The sequence below is a fragment of the Brachyspira innocens ATCC 29796 genome, from assembly GCF_000384655.1.
GTDB classification, from domain to species: Bacteria; Spirochaetota; Brachyspiria; order Brachyspirales; family Brachyspiraceae; genus Brachyspira; species Brachyspira innocens.
In genome coordinates this window covers 13,366-35,537 of sequence record NZ_ARQI01000113.1, presented here as the reverse complement: position 1 = coordinate 35,537, position 22,172 = coordinate 13,366, and the positions used below count along the sequence as shown (strand labels likewise).

Sequence of the window (22,172 nt, the reverse complement as noted above, 5' to 3'; positions counted from 1 at the left end):
TTTTTATAAAAAATTACATTTATTTTACTTGAATTTTGATTTCTGCTTATAAACGTATAATTTTGTAAGGTTCACAGAAATTTTATAATAAATTAAAATCTATATTTTTTTTCTATTTAATTTATAACATATTGACTTTTTATTTGTTTTGATATATTATTAATAAATCTAAAATACGGCGGCGTCGCCAAGTGGTAAGGCAGGAGTCTGCAAAACTCTTATCATCGGTTCAAATCCGTTCGCCGCCTCATTTTTTCTAATTATGAATGAAGCTCGTATAAAAAAATTATATTTATTTCTTGTATGTTTTGCAATAGTAACTATTGCTATATTTTTCAGATTATTTAATCTTACAATAAAAAATAGAAAATCTATAACTTCTTTAGACGGTCTTGATAAGCCTAGAGGAACTATATACGACTCGAAAATGCGTCCTCTTACAATTAATATTCCAGCTTATACAATATACCTTGATACAGAATCAGTTTCATTAGATGGAAATGAAAATACTGATATTAATGAAGCATACAGCCAAATTTTTAGTATTATTGGTATTACAAAAGAAAAATTTACAGATTTAATATCTACAAAAAGAAGAACTATAAGATTAGCTCAAAATATTAATTTAGACTCTTATAAAAAGATAAAAGAAATAAAAGATAAATATACGGTAAAAAGTATATATGGTATAGAAAGCTATAAAAGATTTTATCCCTATGAAGATGTATTTGCTCATGTGATAGGATATATGAACAGAACTGAAACAGAAGGATATGCAGGACTTGAGGCTACATATGAATCAATTTTATCATCAGAAAATGATAATCCCAAAGATATAGTATTAACATTAGATAGAGATATTCAAACTATAGTTAGAAATGAAGTATTAAAAACTGTTGCAGAAAGATCTCCTCAGTCAGCTACAGTTATAGTATCAGATGTTAATACAGGTGCTGTAATAGCAAATTATTCTTATCCTTCTTTTGACCCTAATAATCCGTTTATCTACGTTAATAATGAAAGAATGGACAGAAGTATAATGAGTACAATATACCCCGGTAGTACTATGAAAATATTTGCAGAACTTGCTGCTATAGAAGAGGGCGTTGTAAATAGTGATGAAGTTTTTCATTGTAAAGGATATTATGATTACAGCAGACAAACACGCATACATTGTGATTATCCGCATGGAGATGTAGCTTTTAATGATATATTAAAATACAGCTGCAATTATGCTATTGTTACTATAGCTGAAAGAATAGATAAGCAGTTTTTTTATGATTATCTAAAAAGATTTGGTTTCGGAGAGCCTACTGGTGTTGGACCTTATAAAAATGAATGGAGCGGTATATATCACCCTTTAAATAAATGGCATAGATTTTCACGAGGATATTTGGCTATAGGATATGATTTGAGTGTTACGCCTATGCAGATAGCCGCCTCTTATCTTCCGCTTCTTAATGGAGGATGGAAAGTACCTATGCATGTGGTTGATTCTATTTATGACGGAATAGAAAAAATAAGTGTTACAAATAGGCTTAAAAAAACTAGAATTATAGATGAACAGTATTCTCAAATAGCAAGAGTACTTCTTAGAAAAGGTGTTGAATCTGGTTCTACAGGATACAGGGCTAATCTGCTTAATATTGATGTTGTAGGCAAAACTGGTACTGCTATAACTGAAGTGTACAGAGATAATGAATCAGAAAAACCAGAAAAATATTATCAGTCAATCTTTATCGGAGGTTTTCCGCTTGAAGATCCAAAAATATCAATACTTGTTCTGCTTGATGACCCTCAGGGAAAAGGTACGCAGTCAGCTGGAAGGGTAGCTGCTCCTTTATTTGCTAAAATTGCAAATCAGATAATACCTTATTTAGGATTAGTTGAAGGTGATATTTATACCATAAATACAAATGACTTTTTATCATTAGTTCCGCCTTCTAATAGTTATTACAGTGCTACTAATAATATTATGCCTAATATAATGGGGCTTTCATTAAGAGATGCTCTGAATAATATATCATATATAGTATCAAATAATAATGCTAAAATAGCTATACAAGGTGAGGGATATGTTTATGATTATTCACCTCAGGCAGGTTCTGAAATAACAAATAATTCTATAGTAAGGCTGTTATTAAGAGCACCTATTGATAATAAAGAGTAAAGATTTATTTAGGAGTTTATTTTTATGAATAATATACTTAGTTTCGGAGAGCTTTTATACGATGTATATGATAGTGTTTCTGTAATAGGAGGTGCTCCATTTAATTATTCTATCCAGCTTTCTAGGCTTATGGGACATGATGACAGACTTAGATTTATAACCGCATTGGGTAATGATGATTATTCTAAAGATGCATTGTCATTTATAAATAATGAAAATATAGACAAGTCATTGATACAGATATTAGATAATTATGAAACAGGTAAAGCTACAGTATTTCTTAATGAAAAAAAAGTTCCAGACTATATTATACATGAAAATGCAGCTTGGGATAATATAGAATATAATAAAGATATAGAAAATGCTTTAAATGAAAATTATGATTTATTTTATTTTAATATACTCTCTCAAAGAAATGAGAAATCATATACTACATTAAAAAAAATATTTCAAAATATTAAATCTAAATACAAGGTATGTGATGTAACATTTAGAAAAAATTATTACACAAAAGAAAAAATAAAAGAATCTTTAGAGTTTGTCAATATATTAAAAATAAATGATGATGAGCTTGCTGTAATAAAAGGGCTTTTTTATCCTTCATTAGAAAATGATAATGAAACCTTACTCAAAGCTATTAATAAAGATTTTAATATTGATTATATATTTCTTACACTTGGCTCTAAAGGGGCAAGTGTATTTTATAATAATGAGTATATATTCAAGCCTTCAAATAAAGTTAATGTTATTGATACAGTAGGAGCAGGGGATAGTTTTTGTGCGGCTTTAAGTTATGCTATATTAAGAAATTTAGATATTAAAAATGTATTAGAGTTTGCTTCTGATGTTTCTGAGGAGATGATTCAGCTAAAAGGCGGAACAGCAAGGTATGATATTAAAAAAGTAAAATCTAAATTTAATTTATAATATACTTGTTTTAAAACTAAATTAATAGTTTAAGTTTGTCAATTTTTTTATTGTTCTTTTTCCCGCCGCAAAAAGAACCAAAAAGTGCAAGCATTGAAATTATCATTAAAATCGTATCAATTATGTTTTATATGTAGGATAAATTAAACTTGTTTCAAAACTGAATTTGTTAATATTTATAAATTGTTAATTTAACATTTTTAAATTATAGCTTGGGATTCACAGTCGTGCCAAACTCCACTTATTTGTGCCGTAGGCAAGTGAAGGACTGCATATTACATACTAAAACAATAATTTATACAAAAGTTTTGAAATTGATTAAATTTTTATATATAATTTTGTTAATTAGTTTTGAAACAAGTCTAATAATTTTATGTTCTTCCAGTATAATATTTGAATTTTTCTTTGGTAATAAATAGAAGAGAAGTAAAGCGTCCTGTGTACTTTTCATTTAATATAATATTATTTCTTATATTATCATAAAACTGCTGTAAATTATTCTGCATCATATTATCTATATAGCTTGAAGGATATTTAGCAATGTATTCATATATTTGTCTGTTTATTAATAGAGTTATAAATTTTTTTGGAGGCGTGTTATAAGCTAAAAGTCCTTTATATATTCTAATATTTTGATTTAACTGCATTTTTTCTTCTTGAGTTTGGGCTTTATCAAGTTTTTGTTCTAAATCGTTTAAAGTTGTTTGAATATTATATATATTATTGCTGTATATAGCTTTTCCTTCTTCAGTAAAAACATAATTGGCATCTATATAAAAAACATATTCTTTATTGTCAGAAGAGAGTAATTTATCAAACTTTTCTATTACCCTAAATTTTACATTCAAATTATAATCAAATGAGTTTTGCGGGTATAAAAAACTGAAATATGCCGTTATTATTAATAATGTAAAATAAATTTTCATATACTATTAATCGGCATTATTTTTTTATTATTTTGGTATTGAAGACAATAATTTAATAAAATCCCTGTCATTTGGAAATAATTTTAAAGCCTCTTCAGATATTGTATTGGCATTGTTATATCTTCTTTCATTATACTCTGTAACAGCGTAATTATAGTATGAGACTTTCAAATTTCTTTTTAATACGCTTGCATCATCGCCTATATCAGATATTCCTATTTTGTATATTTGTATAGCATTAGGATAATCTTTTTGGCTTAAATAGGAAGTACCTATTGTATTATAATAATGTATTCTGTTATTTTTAGTCATAGAACTTGAAGGATCAAAAACATATGCTTCTTCTAAAGTTTTATATGCTGCTTCATAATCATTTTTTTTAATGTAATCTAATGCCAATCTATTATATGCATTGATTAGATTTTTATTATATATTTCTGTATTAGGAGAAAGATAATATGCTTTTTTTGCCATAACAAGCTGTTTTTCCAAATCTTTCTCTATTTTTTTTAATGAAATTGAGTTAGGATAAAGTGTTGCTATTAATGTAAATATATCTACTTCGTTTCTGTCTCTATAATTACCCTGAGGGACAAAAGTAACTATTGTAGAATTTCCAGTATTTCTTATTTCTTTCTGACCTGGGTTAAATCCTCTTGATATTGTTGTTTCTACGTCTATTTTTCCCTGTTCAGTATATACTGTGCAGAAAGCATGACTTGATGTTAATACTCCTGTAACCTTAAAACCAAACTCAGTGTATAGTAAAGAATATAGTATGCTTGAACTTAAACAGTTATATTCTCCTTTATATATTAAATCCTGAAATAGGGTAGAGGTTTCAAAATATTTTTTTAATACACCGCTTGAATAAAGCCAATTTAATAATCTTTTTCCAAATGCATAAGCTCCTTCTTCAGTATACTGAGAAAGATCTTTTTTAGCGAGATTTCTTATTTCATCTAATTTTCCTCTGTAAAATTTAAACTCTTCTTCATCAGTTATTCCAGAAGCTATTATAAATCCGTCATAATGAAGTTCCAAATCATTAGTTTCGCCGTTATCAATTTTGGTAAAGAAATCGTATTCTAATTCTGTAAGTTCATGAGAATCAAACCTTATTTTATCAGATGGTTTTGCATATATAATAGAATATGTAAGAATAAGAAAAAGTAAAATAGTTTTTATACAGTGTTTCATTATAACCTCTATGTAATCTATAAGAATATAAAAGTTATTATTTTATTATTCACTTAAATTATCAAGTTCATCTCTGTATTTTGCTGCATCTTCATATCTTTCTTCTTTTACAGCCTGATCCAATAATCTCTGCAGTTCTTCTTTATTTTTTTTGCTGTCTTTAGTATTTGTATTATTATATTCTTCAGGTTCTTTCTTTGTAAATATATTTTCGCTGCTTGTTTCTTTAAGATCTTCTCTGTCAAACCTTTGATATGTAAAAGGTATGCTGTCTTTTACTTTCATAAGTGTGTCATTATCTTCAAGTACAATACCAGCTTTATCTACAACATGCTCTTCTATAAATATAGGAGCTTTAGATTTTAGAGAGAGTGCTATAGCATCAGAAGGTCTGGAATCTATAAATATATTTTTGCCGTTATGTTCTATAACCAGTTTGGAAAAGAATGTGTCTATATGTACATTATCAATTATGACATTAATTAAACGTATACCGCAGTTTTGAAATATGCTGCTTACAATGTCATGAGTGAGAGGTCTTTCAATTTTGTATCCTATAAGGCTGGCCATTATAGACTGAGCTTCTAAATATGCTATCGATATAGGAACAACTTTATCAGACTTTTCTGGTTTTAATATTACAACAAAACCTTTGTCAGTTATTGCTAAATTAAGTATCTTTGCTTCAACCACTTTTAAAACCTCTTTGATTTTATATACTACCTATAGTATAATATTAATATATATATATTATTTGTCAAGGTAAATTTTTTTATTAATTTATTTGCATATAATGAAAAATAGTATATGATAATTTTTACTATTTATATTGAAATATAGTTTATTTATAGTTATAATTATTTGAAAAAATCTATAAACTTAAATATGGAAGCTATGGAAAAAAGAATATTTTTTATTTTTGCATTACTATTTGTTTTTGCATTCAATTTATTTACACAAACAGAAGATTTGCCTAAAACCCCTCCAGAAAACCCAGAAGTTATTCCCATAAGCGAGATTTATGAAGGTATGGAAGGCGTAGGCTATACAGTTATACATGGTACAAATGTAGAGCCTTTTAAGGTAAAGGTATTATCTATATTAAAAAAGAGATGGCATAACAGTGATGCTATACTTATACAGTGCGAAGGTCTTAACTTGGATCATTCAGGTACAGTAGCAGGTATGAGCGGTTCGCCTATATATTTTGACGGAAAAATAGCTGGTGCTTTGGCTTTCGGCTGGAATTATGCTAAAGACCCTATAGCTGGTGTTACTCCTATAGAAGAAATGTACAAACTATATGAAGATACTAATGCTAAATCGCCTGCTTTAGGTTTTGCTGATAATAATTCTCTTCAAACACCATTAATATTTTCTGGTATAAGCAGTAAGGCATTTGATGAATATTCTTCTTCATTCAAAAAAAGCGGATTTTATCCTATGCAGACTGGAGGCTCTATTTCTGATACAAATCAGGCTACTAAATTTTTGTTTGGTGACTCTGTTGCTATAGTGTTGGCAGACGGAGATGTTTCTATGGCTGGTATTGGAACAGTTTCTCATACTGATAATGAAAAGTTTTTGCTTTTTGGGCATTCAATGTGGTCTAAAGGAAGATTAAGAGCTCCTGTCTCTAGGGCTTATATTAATCATATAGTAGCTTCAGTAGATTCTTCTTTCAAACTTGGTGCTGCTTATTCTAATTATTTGGGATATACTGTTTATGACGGAGTATTTGGAGTGTCTGGAGTGTATGGTGAAGTTCCAGAAAACACTATGGTGCCTGTAAAATTGGAAATAGAAGATCAAACTTTCCTTACAAGAGATTATAATTTTAGAGTATTGAACGATCCTACTTATTTTTCTGATATACTTTCTATGGCTATATATAGTGCTATAAGTTCTACTGCAGGCGGTGAAGAAGAGGGAGTATTCAGTATAAGCTATGAAATAGAAACTGATTATTTTGAAGAGCCTTATAAAGTAAATGACAGAATATTAGCTTATTCTTCGACAGATGCATTCAAATCTGCTATAGAACAGTTAATATCTCCTATAGATTTCTTTATATACAATAATTTTAATAGGGTAGGTATAAAGTCCGTTAAATTATCAATTAAAAGAAATAATCTTGAATATGCTTTCTTAAATGATATAACTTTGGTAGAGCCTAGAGCTGTAGCAGGAGAAACTATACATTTGAGAGTAGGGCTTACACCTTATGGTAAAGAGAAACAGTACATAGATATACCAGTAAAACTTCCTGTTAATTTAAAAACAGATGTTTACAGTATTTATGCTGCCAATGAATATATTTATAATTATGCAGAACAGTTGTTTATGCCTAATAAATATGAGATAAGAAGTTTAGATGATGTTATGCGTATTTATGGAAAGAGCTATGATGACAGTTCTCTTAGAGTATGGCTTTACTCATCATCAAGAGGCGTACAAATAGGAAAGGATTTATATCCTACACTTCCTCCTTCCAGATACGGTATAATGGCAAAAAATGCCACTTCTGATAAGGCTGCTGTTATTACTGCTGTTGATGGAAAATATGAAATGCCATGTTCTACACTTGGATTAATTAAATTAGATATAATAATTGAAGGGGCTAGAAAATATGAAAATCGCTAAGATTATTTTTATACTGCAGTTTATACTAATACTTACTTCTGCGAATGTTTTTGCAGTTGTTACTAGGACATTGTCTAGTACCAAAAGGGGATTTTACGACAATGGTATATATGACGGAGTTATGCTTACAGAACAGGGCAGTTTAACATTAGCTCCTGTTATAGAACAAAACGGAGCTATTTCTGGAAAGGATATTTGGAAAATTTATCCTTCAAGTGACGGCGGTATGTTCGCTGCTATAAGCGGAAGCGGTGCTGAACTATATAAAAGAGATGCATCATCCACAAATTTTACTTCTTTTGCTTCAGAAAGTAAAGAAAGTGCTTTTACTGCTGTTATAAGCGATAGTCAGGGAAATGTATATGCTGCTGTTGGACCTTATGCTAAAATAATAAAGTATGATAGTAACGGCAATGAACTTTGGAGAAAAACTTTAGATGATACCTATATATGGGATATGAAGTTTGACAATAACGGAAATCTTTTTGCTGCTGCAGGCGGAAATAATGCAAGAGTAATAAAAATATCATCAGACGGTGAAATTAAAGAGATATTAAAAACTGAAGAACAGCATGCTATGTCATTATATTTTGACAGCAAAAATAATAAAATGTATGTAGGTACTGCTGGAAGAGGTTTGGTATTATGTATAGATTTATCTACAAATTTAGAAAATCCTTCATATAGCGTAGTTTATGATACTGCTGAAAATGAAGTTTATGCTATTACTATGGATAATATAGGTAATTTATATTTTGGTACAGCTACTAGACAGCCTGCTTATTTAATACTACCTTCCATTATAGACGGAGATAAAAGACCAGATGAATCTGATAAAGAGTTTAGAAACTCTCTTTATAGAGCTGATACTAATGGAACAGTTCAAAGATTATTCTTCCTAAATCAGACATTAGTTTTGGCATTGAGCAGTGATAAAGACAATAATATATATTTTGTTACTGGAGATACTGCTGATATATACAAAATTAACGGAGATGACGGACTTTTATCATATATAGGCGGATTAAAAAATAAAATACTTTCTACATTTGCAGTTTCTGAAGACGGACTTTATTTTGCTATATCAAAAACAGGCGAGATATACAGAATAAAACATGGATATCCTAATTATGGCAGTTTTACAAGCGACACATTGGATTTAAAACTTTTAAGCAAATTAGGAAGTTTTAATGCTATGAGTACAGTTCCTCAAGGCGGCAATATATCTGTTGAAGTTAGAACTGGTAATGCTGCAAGAGTTGATAAAAGCTGGAGCGATTTTGTTCCTATTGATGCCAATGGTAAAGTAAATGCTCCAGAAGGCAGATTTATGCAGTTTAAGGTTACAATGGAGACTTCTGATACTGAAATGACTCCAGTATTAAATTCTATGGATTTTACATATATTGAAAATAATTTAGCTCCTGAAGTATTAAACGGAGGACTTACTACAAGATACCGTCAGCAGAATGACTCTTCTGAAACAGCTAAAAGCCCTCAATTAGAAGAAAATGAAGCTATGGTATATTGGAAAGGTTCTGACCCTAACGGTGATAAATTATCATATGATTTGGAATACAGATTAAAAGGCGAAAAAAATTATAGAAAATTAGCCTCCAATTTGGAAACATCATACTATAAATTTAATGCTTATTTAATGCCTTCTGGTATATACGATTTTAGAATAACTGCTAGCGATAAATATGATAATCCAGTAGGAGAGATAAAAACTAAAACTTTAGAAGTATTTAATGTTAAATATGATAATGATTCTCCAGAAATTTTTGATTTTAATGTTACTGGAGAAGGTGCAGATAGAAAAGTTACATTTAGAGTAGAAGATAAATTATCATTCATTAAAACTGTGAGATATTCTACTATAACAGGAGAATGGAGATATATAGTTCCAAATGATGGATTATTGGATTCTATGAACGAAACATTTACTGTTAATATAGATGACGCTGAGGCAGGTTCTGTTACTATAGAGGTAATGGACACTGAAGGAAACACTAAATATTATTCATTTATAATATGATTTTAATTAATTATTAATGATGTTTAATTGTAATAGGAGTAAATTTAATTATTTGCTCCTATTTTTTATTGTTATAATAATTTATTTATTTTTTATATGATAATTAATTATAGTAGACTTGTTTCAAAAGTACTTGACAAACAATTTTTTAAGTTTTTAATTTTATGCTTAATTAAATAATATTAATTATAATTAATTAAGTGTTTTATATGTTGTATAAATTGTATATTTAAGCTCCAAAATGCAGTTCTTTCGCGACTGCGGGCTGTGCCTGGTTCTTTTATACCACGCCACAGGCGGACAGACGTCATAAAAGAACTGGGGTTTTGCGAAGCACGCAGAGCGGTGGGCAAAGCCCCAACTATAATTAAAAAATATTAAATAAAAATTTATAAATATTAACAAATTTAGTTTTGAAACAAGTCTAATATTTTTTAAGCATATTCAATTTCTATTAATGATCTTAATGCACTTTTAGCTTCATTTAAAAATCTCTGATTAGGATCAACTTTATAATTTTCACCTATCTTGAATACTTCGGTACCGCTTTCAGATTTTAACTTTAAGAATATAGTATAATCCCCCGGATTTGAAGATATAGCATTTTGAAGACATAATAAATCCATATCATCAAAGATATTTTTATTAACATAAAGGGCCAATTGCTTTTTACCGCTGTTAGTATGCTTAACTGCTATACTGTTATTAGGTCTGCTTGTAAATGCTGCATTAGAAACAACATTATCAGAGCGTTTAATATCGTTCTCTTTATTAGAAGTATTTTTAAATGGTGAATCATTTTTATTTAACTGAACTGCTTTATTATCATTTTTACTATCAGAAATTACTTCAGATACACTATCTCTTTTTATATTATCTCTTTTAACTTCTTTAAGTTTAAGATTTTTATCATTTAAATAACTATCCAATAATTTTATGTCTGAGATATTATTATATATTTTATCAGAGAATCTATTTTTTTCTCTGCCTCCTTTTATTAATATTCCAACCTGTTCAGAGATCATATCTTTATATTTATCTATCTGATTTTTAGCTGTAATATAAAATACATACTCAGTAAATAAATCTATTACTTTTAATGTGAGCATAGGAGTATTTTTCTTTGTAGTTGATTCTGTTACAGACATAACTACACAAGGAAGTAAAAACTCGTCTTTATCTTTTAAATTATCGATATCCAAAGTATTATTAAAATATTTATAATCAATTTTACTAATATATCTTGCAAAAGGATGATATCTTAAAGAAAATCCCAAAACTTCCTTTTCATTTTCCATTAAAATATTAGAAGCATATTCCACTTGTTTTTCTATAACAAGTGAAGCACTTCCGCTGTCATCTTCAGACATAGAATCAAAAAGCATAGTCTGACCAGATAAAGTTTCTTTTTGATAATTGGAAGCATGAGCGAGTATTGCATCCAGAGAGGCAAGCAAAGCACTTTCAGTATGTCCGAACTCTGAGAAAGCACCGCATTTAATTAATGTTTCATAAACTTTTCTATTAACCAAATGAACATCAACACGTTTAACAAAATCTTCCAAGTTTTTGAATTGTCCGTTTTTCTCTCTCTCTTCTTCAATAGCCAAAGCAGCATGAAGACCTACACCCTTAACAGCATGCAAAGCATAAACTATCTTTCCATTTTTCTGAGAGAATAATGCATTGCTTTCAAAAACGCTTGCTGTAACTATATCTATATTTTTTTGTTTAACTTCATTAAGATATAAAGATATTTTATCAGTATCAGCTATAACAGTATTAAGAAGTGCAACATAATATTCCATAGGATAATGTGCTTTAATATATGCTTCCTGATAGGCAATTAAAGCATAGCAAACAGAGTGCGATTTATTAAAACCGTATTCAGCAAAACCTTTCATTGTATCAAATAAATAAGTTAATAACTCTTTATCATAACCTCTTTCAAGACCGCCGTTAATGAATTTCTCTTCCATAGAGTTCATTTTCTCTACGATTTTTTTACCCATAGCCTTTCTTAAATCATCAGCTTCAGCAGCAGTAAACCCGCCTATAACTCGGCTTATTGCCATAATCTGTTCCTGATATATTAATACTCCCTGACTTTCTTTAAGTATAGGCTCTAAATCTGGGTGTTTGTATACTATCTCTTTTCTTTTATTTTTTCTGTCGGCATAATCTTTATCCATACCAGAGTTTAAAGGACCAGGACGGTATAATGCAACACTAGAAACCAAGTCATCAAAACCTGTAGGCTGAATATTAATAAGCATCTGACGCATACCTGGACTTTCAAACTGAAAAACGCCTCCAGTATCAGCTTTTCTAAATATATCATAAACAGCTTCATCATCTAAAGGAATTTTATCAATATCTATTTCAATACCGTATCTTTCTTTTATATCTTTTATGGCATCTTTTATAAGTCTTAAGTTTTTAATGCCCAAAAAGTCCATTTTTATGAGACCCGCACTTTCAACATAAGTCATCTCATACTGACAAGCCCTAGTGCCTGTTTTTGAATCCTGATATACTGGTGCTAAATCCATTATAGGGTGCGAAGATATAATAACTCCAGCAGCATGTAAGCCTACATTCCTAACCAATCCGTCAAGTCTTGTAGATATCTCATACATGTTTTTTAATTCTCTGCTGCTTTCTATTTCTTTTCTAAACTCTGCACAATCTGGGTGATCATATATATCAACTACCCTGCTTACATCATTAGGTATACCCTTTGCAAGTCTGTCGGCAGTAGCTAAGTCTATACCCATAACACGGCAAACATCTCTTATAACAGAACGTCCGCCCAAAGCACCAAATGTAGCAATTTGAGCAACATTGTCTTTACCGTATTTTTCTTTTACATAATCTATTATTACTTCTCTTTTATCATCTTGAAAGTCAACGTCTATATCGGGCATGCTCTTTCTTTCTGGATTTAAAAATCTTTCAAAAAGCAAATTATAATCAAGAGGATTAACTTTAGTAATTCCAGTAGCAAATGCAACTATTGATCCAGCAGCACTTCCCCTGCCAGGTCCCACAGCAACATCATGATTTCTGGCATAGTTGATGAAGTCCTGAACTACAAGAAAATATCCTTCAAAACCCATTTTACCTATAACGCCCAATTCCATTTCAAGCCTTTCCATAGCCTCTTTAGGAATATTATTGTTATAATATTTATTAAGCCCTTCCATACACATATTTCTAAGTGCTGTAGTTTCTGTTTCGCCATTTGGAAGTTCATAATTAGGCATATAATAAGTTTTAGTCATTATATTCAAATCTCTGCATTGCTCTGCTATTTTCACAGTGTTTTCAAATGCTTTAGGGAGTTTTGCAAATGACTTCATCATCTCTTCTTTGCTTTTTAAATGAAACTCATTACTTGGAAACTTATATCTTCTTGGAGAATCTAAAGTAGCCTTTGTCTGTATGGCAAGAAGTATTTCATGAGCTTTGGCATCTTCTTTTAATACATAATGAACATCATTTGTTACAACCATTTCTATATTATGATGATTGGCTAATTTATATAATGCACTGTTTAATGATTTTTCTTCTGGGATATTATGATCCTGAAGCTCTATGTAAAAATCATTTCCAAAAATAGATTTATAATATTCAGCTAGTTTTGATGCCTGTTTATAATCTTTTTTTCTTATAGCAATAGGTATTTCTCCGCCCATACAAGCAGATAAACAAATTAATCCTTTATTATATTTTTCTATAAGTTCATGATCTACTCTAGGACGATAATAAAAACCTTCAGTATATCCGAAAGTTACAAGCTTGCATAAATTATCATAACCTTCTTTATCTTTAGCAAGAAGAATAAGATGCATAGCACTTTTTTCTTCTGAGTTTTCTATCTTTTTATCAAATCTAGTTTTAGGGGCTACATAAAGCTCGCATCCTATTACTGGTATAATACCTTTATCTTTAGCCTCAGAGAAAAACTCCATAACACCAAACATATTACCATGATCTGTAATTGCTATAGCAGGCATTTCAAGCTCTACAGCTCTGTCTATCAAACCTGGTATAAGTCTTTTCTTTTTATCTTTCTTAGAATAAAGAGATTTTATGCGTGAAGCTCCGTCAAGTATTGAATATTGTGTATGTACATGCAAGTGAACAAATGACATATTAAACCCCTATTTACTTGTCCTATTCTATATCATTTAAGTTAAATATCAAGTTAAATTCATAAAAAATATATAAATAGTTTTTATATTTTTACTATAAATATTTACGGTATATTTGCTGTAAAATTTACTATTATACAATTTAAAACTATTTTAATAATTATTAATTTAATTTTAAAGTATATTAGATTTAAGAATATAGTTATTTATAGTAAAAAATATAAAAAATTACGCATTTAAACAACAATTAAAATAACTAAATATTGACAATATTATATTATATTATATTATATTATATTATATTATATAAAACTTTTATTTTTTGGAGGTAAAAATGAATAATGAAGAATTAACTAAATGGTTTGAAAATGATAAAAATAATAATGAATTATTAAAACTATATGAATCAAAATGGAACATCGTAGAAAAAATCTTTAATATAGCAGATGATAATGAAAATTCTCTTGTTTTATTTTTATCTTCTATCCCTTACAATTATTATAAAACTAATCATAAAATCCTTATGATAGGTCAAGAAAATAATGGTTGGGCTTATTTCTCATCTCCAAAAGAATCTATGAGATATACATTAGGTTTTCAAAATATTAGAAGATGGGAACAATTTCCTATATTTACGTTTCCATATAATTTTTGTGCATCTATCAATGAGTGTGATAAAAATGAAACTAAAAAATCATATCTAGCATGGACTAATTTAAGAAAATTCTCTTTTGATGAAGAACCTAAAAAATATTTAGAAGAAAATATTCAAAAAATAATTGATGAAGAATTTAATATATTAGAAGATGAAATTAAGATAATTAATCCTGATATAGTATTATTTTTAACTGGCTATAGATATGATAATGATATAAAAAAACAATTATCTGGGGTAGAGTTTAGTAATGTATTAGGTTATGATATAAGTCAATTTGCTAGATTAAAACATTCTGTATTGCCTTACAATTCTTTTAGAATTTATCACCCTGGATATTTACAAAGAGCTAAACTATATTATGAGTATTTAGATAAATTACGAGAGGAATGTAATTTCAAATAAAAATTGATTTTTAATATATCATTTTTTCTCAATTAATTATAAGATTTATTACTTTAATAATGTGAATATGCTATTTGTATAGATATTATTAAATAGTTTTACAATTGAAACATAATTCGTATTTTATAAAACATGAAGGGAAATTATTTTTTTAGTTATATTATAAGCAGAATATTTAGATATTTTTTAGTCTTCAAATTTGACAATTTTGTTTTAAATAATATAATTTAAATTAAGTTAATTATTATTGAAATAAAAATTAACTATGTTATAATTAATTATGTTATTATTAATTATAAAGAAATAAAAAATTAAGGAAACAAACATGGCTACAACTCCTATCAAATTTATGGATGTAAGATTTATCAATCCATTCATAGTATCATTAGTATCAATATTCAAAGAAATGGCAGGTCTTACTATGGAAAAGGGTACACTTGTTAAAGGTCAGGGGCGTAAACTTTTCTCTGGATATGGTGTTGCTATAGGAATTGTGGGCGATGTTAATGGACAGGTTTTATACGAATTCCCGGAAAACTTTTCACAGCTTCTAACTGAAAATCTTACAGATAAAAAACGCGGAGAATATGACTCTGAAGATGATTTTGAAGATATGATGAGAAGTGTTATTAATGAGATGGGAAACACTATAAGCGGTCTTGCTATAACTAAATTGGCAGAAGAAGGTATTAGCTGCGATATAACTCCTCCTATACTTTATTTCGGTAAAGAAATACAAATAATACCTAAAAACTTACAAACTATCATTATACCATTCCAATCTTCATTAGGATTTGTAAGCGTTAATATTGCTATGGACGCCTAATTGATAATTAAATGTTAAAAAATATAATCGGTATATTTATCATAATATGTATATTGTCATGCAATAATACTATAAAAGGAAGTGTAAAATATACTAACGATTATAATATACAAACTAATACTCAAGAATTAATTATTAATAATGATTACAAAATAACTCCGAATTCACTAAGGCTCAAATTATTATCCGAATATACAAAAGTACATTACGGACAGCCCTTAATATATTTGGAAAATCCTCAGATAATTGTTGTTCACTCTGCAGAAACACCAAATCTAAAAGTTACAGCAAATATTTTTCAAAATGATATGCTTTATGGCAGACCAGATATAGAGGCTGGCGGCGAAGTTAATGTAGGTACTCATTTTATGGTGGATTTTGACGGTACTATATATGCCAATACTCCTACTGAATATATAGCCAGACATACTGTAGGATTTAATTATACAGCAATTAGTATTGAAAATATAGGATATGCAGATAAACTCACAAAAGAGCAGTTAGAGGCAAATGTTAAATTAATAAAATATCTGAAAAACAAATACAAAAGCATTAAATATGTTATAGCTCACTATGAATATAAAGATAAAACTCTTCCGCATTATTCTCTATACAAAGAACTCAATACAAAATATATTAATCCGAGCAAGAAAGATCCGGGTACAAACTTTATGCAGGAATTAAGAAAAAGAATATAAATATACAAGGTTATAAATTATGGAAATGATATTAGTTTATTTATTTGAAATATTAACAATTATTATACTTATAATGCTTTCAGCTTTATTTTCTGGAAGCGAGACAGCATATACATCTATTGATGATGTTACATTAATGCGTTTGGTAAGAGAAAAAAAAATTAAAGAAGAAGATAAAAAATACTGGGGAAAATCTAGTTCTATGATACCTACACTTCTTGTAGGAAATAATATTGTAAATATCACAGCAAGTTCTATTATAACCGTATTTGCAATAAGGCTTGCTGAAGCATTACCTCATATATCCACAAATTTGATGGTTACTATATCAACTGCTACAATAACAGTACTTATTATTATATTTGGTGAGATACTGCCTAAAGTTCTTATGAGAGTTAATGCTGAAAAGATGATGCCTTATCTTCTTTATTTTATGAAATTCTGTCATTTTATATTCAAGCCTATCACTTTTTTAATGGATAAAATAACTACCTTTATAATGAATTACTTCGTTCCAAAAAAATTAAGAAATACAGAAAAAAGAAGTGCATTATCAAGTATGGACGATATTACAACTATAATTCATCTAGGACATAAAGAAGGTATAATAAAAGAATATACACATGAACTTTTAACTGGGGTAATAGATTTTAGGAATAAAACTGTAGAAGAGATTATGACTCCTCGTGTAGATATGGTATGTATAGAAGCAGAAACTGATGTTGATGAAATTATAAGACTTACTGTAGAAACTGGGCTATCAAGATTTCCAGTATATGAAGAAACTGTTGACCATATAATAGGAATTTTTCATACAAGAGCTTTATTTAAAGAATATGTCAAAGGCTCTTCTAAAAAAAGTAAATTAAAAAAGAAAGCTATTGATTATATAATGCTTCCATACTTTGTACCTGAAACCAAAACTATAAGCAGCTTATTTACTGATATGCAGAAAAAGAAACTGCAAATGGTAATTACAATCGATGAATATGGCGGAACTGCTGGACTTGTTACTATGGAAGACATTATTGAAGAGATTATGGGCGATATAGAAGATGAAAGCGATAAAAAAGAAGCTGATGTTATAAGGTTTAAGGGAAAAAGAATTATTATAAATGGTAATGCTTCTATAGAAGATGTTAATAAAACTTTAAAATTAGAATTAGAACATGAAGAATATCAAACCATAGCTGGATATGTGCTTGATATGCTGGATCATATACCTGAAACTAATGAACGTTTTATATTAAAAGGATACAGAGGAAGAATAATGAAAGTTGAAGATAGAAGAATAGTAGAAATAGAATTCACGCCTCTAAAATATACAAGAAGCAGCGATACTAATGAAACAAATGAAAATAATGAAACTCAAGATGTTCATGATATAGAAAAAAATGATTTAGAAATTGTAAATGAATAAGATAATAAATAATATAAATAAAAAATAAACAAATCAAAATTAGGCTAAACTATGATAAAAACAATAATCATTACTATACTATTAATATTTTCTCTATTATCATGCTCTGACAAAACAAATGATAAAGAAAAAGAACAAAAAATACCAGAACCTCCGAAAAGTATTCAGTTGGTATTTACTGGCGATATAATGACGCACCCTACTATAGTGAATGCTTTTCAAAGTAATGATGTATTAATAGATTTAAAAGAGTATTTTCAAGGTGATATTGTTTTTGCCAATTTAGAGTTTGTTGTTAATACAAATAAACCTCCAATGCCTTATCCAGAGTTTAACGGATCTTTAGATTATTTAAAATATTTCTTTAACTATTTTAATACATTTTCTATTGCTAATAATCATGCCTATGATCAAGGAGCTCAGGCCGAAGCTGAAACTGTAGCAGAACTTCATAGAAATAATAAATTAACTTTAGGAGGCTCTACTAACTCTCCTAACATAGCACCCATTATAACAAATATTAATAACATACCTCTTTTTATATCTGCATATACTATGCTTGATAACGGACTTAGCCATAAAACAAATAAAAATGATTATTTCTACTTTATGAACTTTTATCCGAAACAGGAAGATTTAATAGAAAAAGTAAAGTCTGATTTAGCACTTGCTACAAACAATGAAATAAAAATAATATCTCTTCACTTTGGATTAGAATATACAACAGCTCCAGAAGAAGATACAATAAAAACCGCAAGAGCTTTGATAGAAAACGGAGTTGATATAATAGTAGGTCATCACCCGCATGTACCAAGACCCGCAGAGATATATGAAGGCACTAATCACAGCGGTATAATAATATATTCTCTTGGAAACTTTATTGCAAATCATAAAGGAAGATACCCTTATCTCGACATAGGTACTGTTGTTTCATTAAATATAAATGAAAACAGAGAAATTAGTTTTTCATATGTCCCAACTTATTATGCTTTCTTCAAACAAAATGGCTTTGAAGTAGTAATGAAGCCTATAAAAGAAGACCCTAATATTAGTATGCCTACTCTATCAAGCAATTATGTTTATAGTGCTTATGACACTAATGCCATTAAAAAAGGATATGAACTTATACATAATTTTTACTCTCCTTTGACAAATGAAAAAGTAAAAACTATGTTTACATTTGATATAACTAATCATAATAATACTGTTTCTAATGAAAGTTTGGCACATAATTAAGAATACTTATATTATTTAGATTTTATAATTAAAAATTATTGACAAAGATTTCAATATATACTATATTATTATACCTATATGAGTAATAATTATGACAGAGAAATAGACAGCGTATTTTCTACAAACGCAATCAGTTATATGAGAAAAGCAATAGTAGATGCTTATGGTAATGAAGTATACTTTGGAATAAATTTTAATGCCTACGGAATACTTGATTATATAGAGGTTATGGCAAGAGGAAACAAAGACTCCGTACCTGCTATAATATCATTATCATTAGAGTTTGACGCTGTAATTCATAATCACCCATCTGGACAGCTTACACCTTCAAGACCAGATTTGGCAATAGCAAGCGAACTTGGAAATAATGCTGGAGTGGGTTTTTATATAGTTAATAATGATGTTGATGAGTATTATGAAGTAGTAAAGCCTATAAAAGCAGAAAATATAAAAACAATAGATGTGCCAGATGCTTTATATATGTTCACAGAAAACGGCACATTAAGCAAATTATTAAAAAAGTACGAATACAGACAAGAACAGACAGAACTTGTTGAAGCTACTATTGAATCATTTAATAATAATAAACATTTAATATCAGAGGCTGGCACTGGAATAGGAAAATCTTTTGCATATCTAGTACCTGCTTTATTATGGCTTAAAGAAAATAAAACTAGAATAGTAATTTCTACAAACACTATAAATTTGCAGGAACAGATTATATCAAAGGATATACCTTCTATTATAGGAGGAATTGCTCCGAATGTTAAATATGCTTTGGTTAAGGGCAGAAACAATTATGTATGCATAAAAAAAGTAAAAGATGCTTTAAACGATACTGACAGACTTGACTTTGAAGAGCAGGTAAGATTTTTTGAAGATATTAATAATTGGCTTAGTATAACTAAAGACGGTTCTATAACAGATTTGGGATACAAACCTCAAGGTGAATTATGGGAAATGGTTGCCTGCGATACTGATACCTGTACTCATAGAAAATGTGAATATTTAGAAGACTGTTATTTTTATAAAATGCGTAAGCAGTTAAATGCAGCTCAACTATTAATAGTTAATCATCATATACTATGTGCGGATTTATCTTTATATGCAGAAACAGCAGGACGTTACAGCCTTCTTCCAAGATATACAAAAGTTTTAATCGATGAAGCTCATAATTTTGAAAACTCTGCTTCAAGCTACTTTGGAGATGAAGGAAGTAAAAACGGAATATCAAAGGCACTTTTTTATATATCAAGAATTAAAAAAAATAAAAGACTTGGCATTATAGAAAGTATTAACAATATGCTTAATGAAAAAAAATCATTAATTGAAAAGCATGAATATGATGAAATACTAGATTTAATAAATAAAGCTCATGATTTAACTTCAAGGGTAAGAAATGTTACTGAAGATAAAACAAAAGAGTTTATGAATTACTGCCATAAAAATATACAGACAAAAGAAGGATTAGGCTATAAATTCAGAATAAGCCCAGAACTTGTAAGTACTAATCATTGGAAAAATGATGGATTAAAACCTCTTAGAGAGATGGTGCTTTCAATGACTTCTCTTGTAAATATTTGCGATAAATTATACAAAAAGTTTTTTGATATAGCCATTGAAAAAGATTTTGATTATGAAGAAATAGCACAAATGGCAAATGCCTATTTAGAGAGACTAAAAAGACAATTAGTATCTTTAAACGCAATAATAGATTATAAAAAAGATGAATATATAAGATGGATAGAAACAAGGCTCACAAAAAAAGGAAGTCTTATACTAAACTGGCATTTGACGCCTGTAACAGTAGCAAAAAATTTAAATGATTTTCTATATTCAAGATTTGATACAGTGGCAATGTACTCTGCTACTTTAACTGTATCAAAAAGTTTTAATTTTTTCTCAAACAGACTGGGGTTTGATTATATAGAAAAAAATAAAAAAATAGAAATATATTTGGAATCACCTTTTAATTATGAGGACAATGCAAGGCTTTATATAGCAGCTGATATGCCCGATGTTGCCTCTGATACATTTAATGACTTTACATCAAAAGTACTATTAGATGTATGCAATATTACAGGCGGAAGAGCTTTTATATTATTTACTTCTTTCTCATCTCTTATGAGTGTATATGAAAACACAGCTACAAAATTAAAGAGTAAAAATATTAATGCTTTGGCTCAGACAGCCTCTGTACATAGACATACTCTGCTTGATATGTTCAAATCGTCTTCAAATAATGTACTTTACGGAGTAGATTCTTTCTGGGAAGGTGTTGATGTAGCGGGTAAAAATTTGGAAGTAGTTATTATACCAAAACTGCCATTTGCTGTACCAACTGACCCTATAAGCGAAGGAAGATACAGATACATTGAAGAAAATGGAGGAAATGCATTTTTGGACTATGCTCTGCCATTTGCCGTTATAAAGTTCAAGCAAGGTTTCGGACGCCTTATAAGAAGCAAAGATGACAGAGGGGTTGTATTTGTTCTAGATAAAAGGCTCTATACCAAAAATTACGGCATTCAATTCATTCAATCTCTTCCTAATGCTAAAGTTATAAAGGCAAGTATGAAAGAAATTTTTAATGATATGAATAATTTCTTTGATTATTAATATATACTAAAATTTTTAGTATATACCTAAACAATTATAATTTGTCAAAATTAGTTTTTATATTTTTATTACTTTCGGGGACTAGCCCTGCGAACCACCACTTCTTTTGGACGCTGTCTGCCCATGGCGTGCCACAAAGAATCAGGCACAGCCCGCAGACGCGAAGGACTGCATTTTTATATACTAAAATAAAAAAATATACGATATGTAAAACATAATATTCATAATTTTCAAAATTACATAATTTTATAC

At 28.9% G+C, this 22,172-nt stretch carries 14 protein-coding genes and 1 tRNA gene; 11 read left to right on the top strand and 4 right to left on the bottom strand.

All coding sequences use genetic code 11. The annotated features are described in order from the left end of the window. The first annotated feature begins 177 nt into the window (after positions 1-177). The 3 genes from F811_RS0108355 to F811_RS0108345 all read left to right on the top strand — a co-directional run bounded on the left by F811_RS0108355 (position 178) and on the right by F811_RS0108345 (position 3,097). Positions 178-248, top strand: a tRNA-Cys gene (locus tag F811_RS0108355). Positions 249-262: 14 nt separating this feature from the next. Continuing rightward, positions 263-2,170 (top strand): penicillin-binding protein, encoded by a 1,908-nt coding sequence (locus F811_RS0108350; RefSeq protein ID WP_020004796.1) that lies wholly within the window; start codon positions 263-265, stop codon positions 2,168-2,170. 24 nt (positions 2,171-2,194) lie between these two features. Continuing rightward, positions 2,195-3,097 (top strand): carbohydrate kinase family protein, encoded by a 903-nt coding sequence (locus tag F811_RS0108345; RefSeq protein WP_020004795.1) that lies wholly within the window; start codon positions 2,195-2,197, stop codon positions 3,095-3,097. A gap of 371 nt (positions 3,098-3,468) precedes the next feature. On the opposite strand, the gene F811_RS0108340 is transcribed toward F811_RS0108345, so the two are convergent. Genes F811_RS0108340 through F811_RS0108330 form a run of 3 tightly spaced genes read right to left on the bottom strand, consistent with a single transcriptional unit; the run spans position 3,469 to position 5,916 of the window. Further along, on the bottom strand, positions 3,469-4,023 hold the full coding sequence (locus tag F811_RS0108340) for a hypothetical protein (RefSeq protein ID WP_020004794.1): 555 nt from the start codon (positions 4,021-4,023) through the stop codon (positions 3,469-3,471). A 27-nt stretch (positions 4,024-4,050) separates the two neighbouring features. After that, positions 4,051-5,223, bottom strand: a complete 1,173-nt coding sequence (locus F811_RS0108335) for a tetratricopeptide repeat protein (protein ID WP_020004793.1) — start codon at positions 5,221-5,223, stop codon at positions 4,051-4,053. A gap of 45 nt (positions 5,224-5,268) precedes the next feature. After that, positions 5,269-5,916, bottom strand: coding sequence for a bifunctional nuclease family protein (locus tag F811_RS0108330; RefSeq protein ID WP_020004792.1), 648 nt, complete (start codon positions 5,914-5,916; stop codon positions 5,269-5,271). Positions 5,917-6,117: 201 nt separating this feature from the next. On the opposite strand from F811_RS0108330, the gene F811_RS0108325 reads away from it, so the two are divergent. Together F811_RS0108325 and F811_RS0108320 are read left to right on the top strand one after the other, a co-directional pair. Beyond that, the gene (locus tag F811_RS0108325) at positions 6,118-7,866 is read left to right on the top strand and encodes a SpoIVB peptidase S55 domain-containing protein (protein WP_020004791.1); all 1,749 of its coding nucleotides are present in this window, start codon (positions 6,118-6,120) and stop codon (positions 7,864-7,866) included. After that, on the top strand, positions 7,853-9,904 hold the full coding sequence (locus F811_RS0108320; protein ID WP_020004790.1) for a ligand-binding sensor domain-containing protein: 2,052 nt from the start codon (positions 7,853-7,855) through the stop codon (positions 9,902-9,904). The genes F811_RS0108325 and F811_RS0108320 overlap by 14 nt, the downstream gene beginning before the upstream one ends. Before the next feature lie 434 nt (positions 9,905-10,338). Here F811_RS0108320 and dnaE read toward each other — a convergent pair whose 3' ends face one another. Further along, positions 10,339-14,061 (bottom strand): DNA polymerase III subunit alpha, encoded by a 3,723-nt coding sequence (dnaE, locus tag F811_RS0108315; RefSeq protein ID WP_020004789.1) that lies wholly within the window; start codon positions 14,059-14,061, stop codon positions 10,339-10,341. Between the two features lie 334 nt (positions 14,062-14,395). On the opposite strand from dnaE, the gene F811_RS0108310 reads away from it, so the two are divergent. From F811_RS0108310 to F811_RS0108285, 6 genes are all read left to right on the top strand, one after another. Beyond that, positions 14,396-15,121: a hypothetical protein gene (locus F811_RS0108310; protein WP_020004788.1), complete on the top strand. Its 726-nt coding sequence runs from the start codon at positions 14,396-14,398 to the stop codon at positions 15,119-15,121. A 325-nt stretch (positions 15,122-15,446) separates the two neighbouring features. Continuing rightward, complete coding sequence (locus F811_RS0108305; protein WP_008726787.1) at positions 15,447-15,947, top strand: chemotaxis protein CheX; 501 nt, start codon at positions 15,447-15,449, stop codon at positions 15,945-15,947. A gap of 11 nt (positions 15,948-15,958) precedes the next feature. After that, positions 15,959-16,645 (top strand): peptidoglycan recognition protein family protein, encoded by a 687-nt coding sequence (locus tag F811_RS0108300; RefSeq protein WP_020004787.1) that lies wholly within the window; start codon positions 15,959-15,961, stop codon positions 16,643-16,645. Positions 16,646-16,664: 19 nt separating this feature from the next. Beyond that, on the top strand, positions 16,665-18,065 hold the full coding sequence (locus F811_RS0108295; protein WP_020004786.1) for a hemolysin family protein: 1,401 nt from the start codon (positions 16,665-16,667) through the stop codon (positions 18,063-18,065). Between the two features lie 51 nt (positions 18,066-18,116). Then, positions 18,117-19,301 (top strand): CapA family protein, encoded by a 1,185-nt coding sequence (locus F811_RS0108290; RefSeq protein WP_020004785.1) that lies wholly within the window; start codon positions 18,117-18,119, stop codon positions 19,299-19,301. Positions 19,302-19,379: 78 nt separating this feature from the next. Next, positions 19,380-21,920 (top strand): ATP-dependent DNA helicase, encoded by a 2,541-nt coding sequence (locus F811_RS0108285; RefSeq protein ID WP_020004784.1) that lies wholly within the window; start codon positions 19,380-19,382, stop codon positions 21,918-21,920. The last annotated feature ends 252 nt before the right edge of the window (positions 21,921-22,172 follow it).

What these genes read in the sequence shown, in the direction of transcription:
- F811_RS0108295 (WP_020004786.1), top strand. Translation starts at nt 16,665, where the DNA reads ATGGAAATGATATTAGTTTATTTATTTGAAATATTAACAATTATTATA.
- F811_RS0108285 (WP_020004784.1), top strand. Translation starts at nt 19,380, where the DNA reads ATGAGTAATAATTATGACAGAGAAATAGACAGCGTATTTTCTACAAAC.
- dnaE (WP_020004789.1), bottom strand. Translation starts at nt 14,061, where the DNA reads ATGTCATTTGTTCACTTGCATGTACATACACAATATTCAATACTTGAC.
- F811_RS0108320 (WP_020004790.1), top strand. Translation starts at nt 7,853, where the DNA reads ATGAAAATCGCTAAGATTATTTTTATACTGCAGTTTATACTAATACTT.
- F811_RS0108305 (WP_008726787.1), top strand. Translation starts at nt 15,447, where the DNA reads ATGGCTACAACTCCTATCAAATTTATGGATGTAAGATTTATCAATCCA.
- F811_RS0108345 (WP_020004795.1), top strand. Translation starts at nt 2,195, where the DNA reads ATGAATAATATACTTAGTTTCGGAGAGCTTTTATACGATGTATATGAT.
- F811_RS0108335 (WP_020004793.1), bottom strand. Translation starts at nt 5,223, where the DNA reads ATGAAACACTGTATAAAAACTATTTTACTTTTTCTTATTCTTACATAT.
- F811_RS0108325 (WP_020004791.1), top strand. Translation starts at nt 6,118, where the DNA reads ATGGAAAAAAGAATATTTTTTATTTTTGCATTACTATTTGTTTTTGCA.
- F811_RS0108340 (WP_020004794.1), bottom strand. Translation starts at nt 4,023, where the DNA reads ATGAAAATTTATTTTACATTATTAATAATAACGGCATATTTCAGTTTT.
- F811_RS0108300 (WP_020004787.1), top strand. Translation starts at nt 15,959, where the DNA reads ATGTTAAAAAATATAATCGGTATATTTATCATAATATGTATATTGTCA.
- F811_RS0108310 (WP_020004788.1), top strand. Translation starts at nt 14,396, where the DNA reads ATGAATAATGAAGAATTAACTAAATGGTTTGAAAATGATAAAAATAAT.
- F811_RS0108290 (WP_020004785.1), top strand. Translation starts at nt 18,117, where the DNA reads ATGATAAAAACAATAATCATTACTATACTATTAATATTTTCTCTATTA.
- F811_RS0108350 (WP_020004796.1), top strand. Translation starts at nt 263, where the DNA reads ATGAATGAAGCTCGTATAAAAAAATTATATTTATTTCTTGTATGTTTT.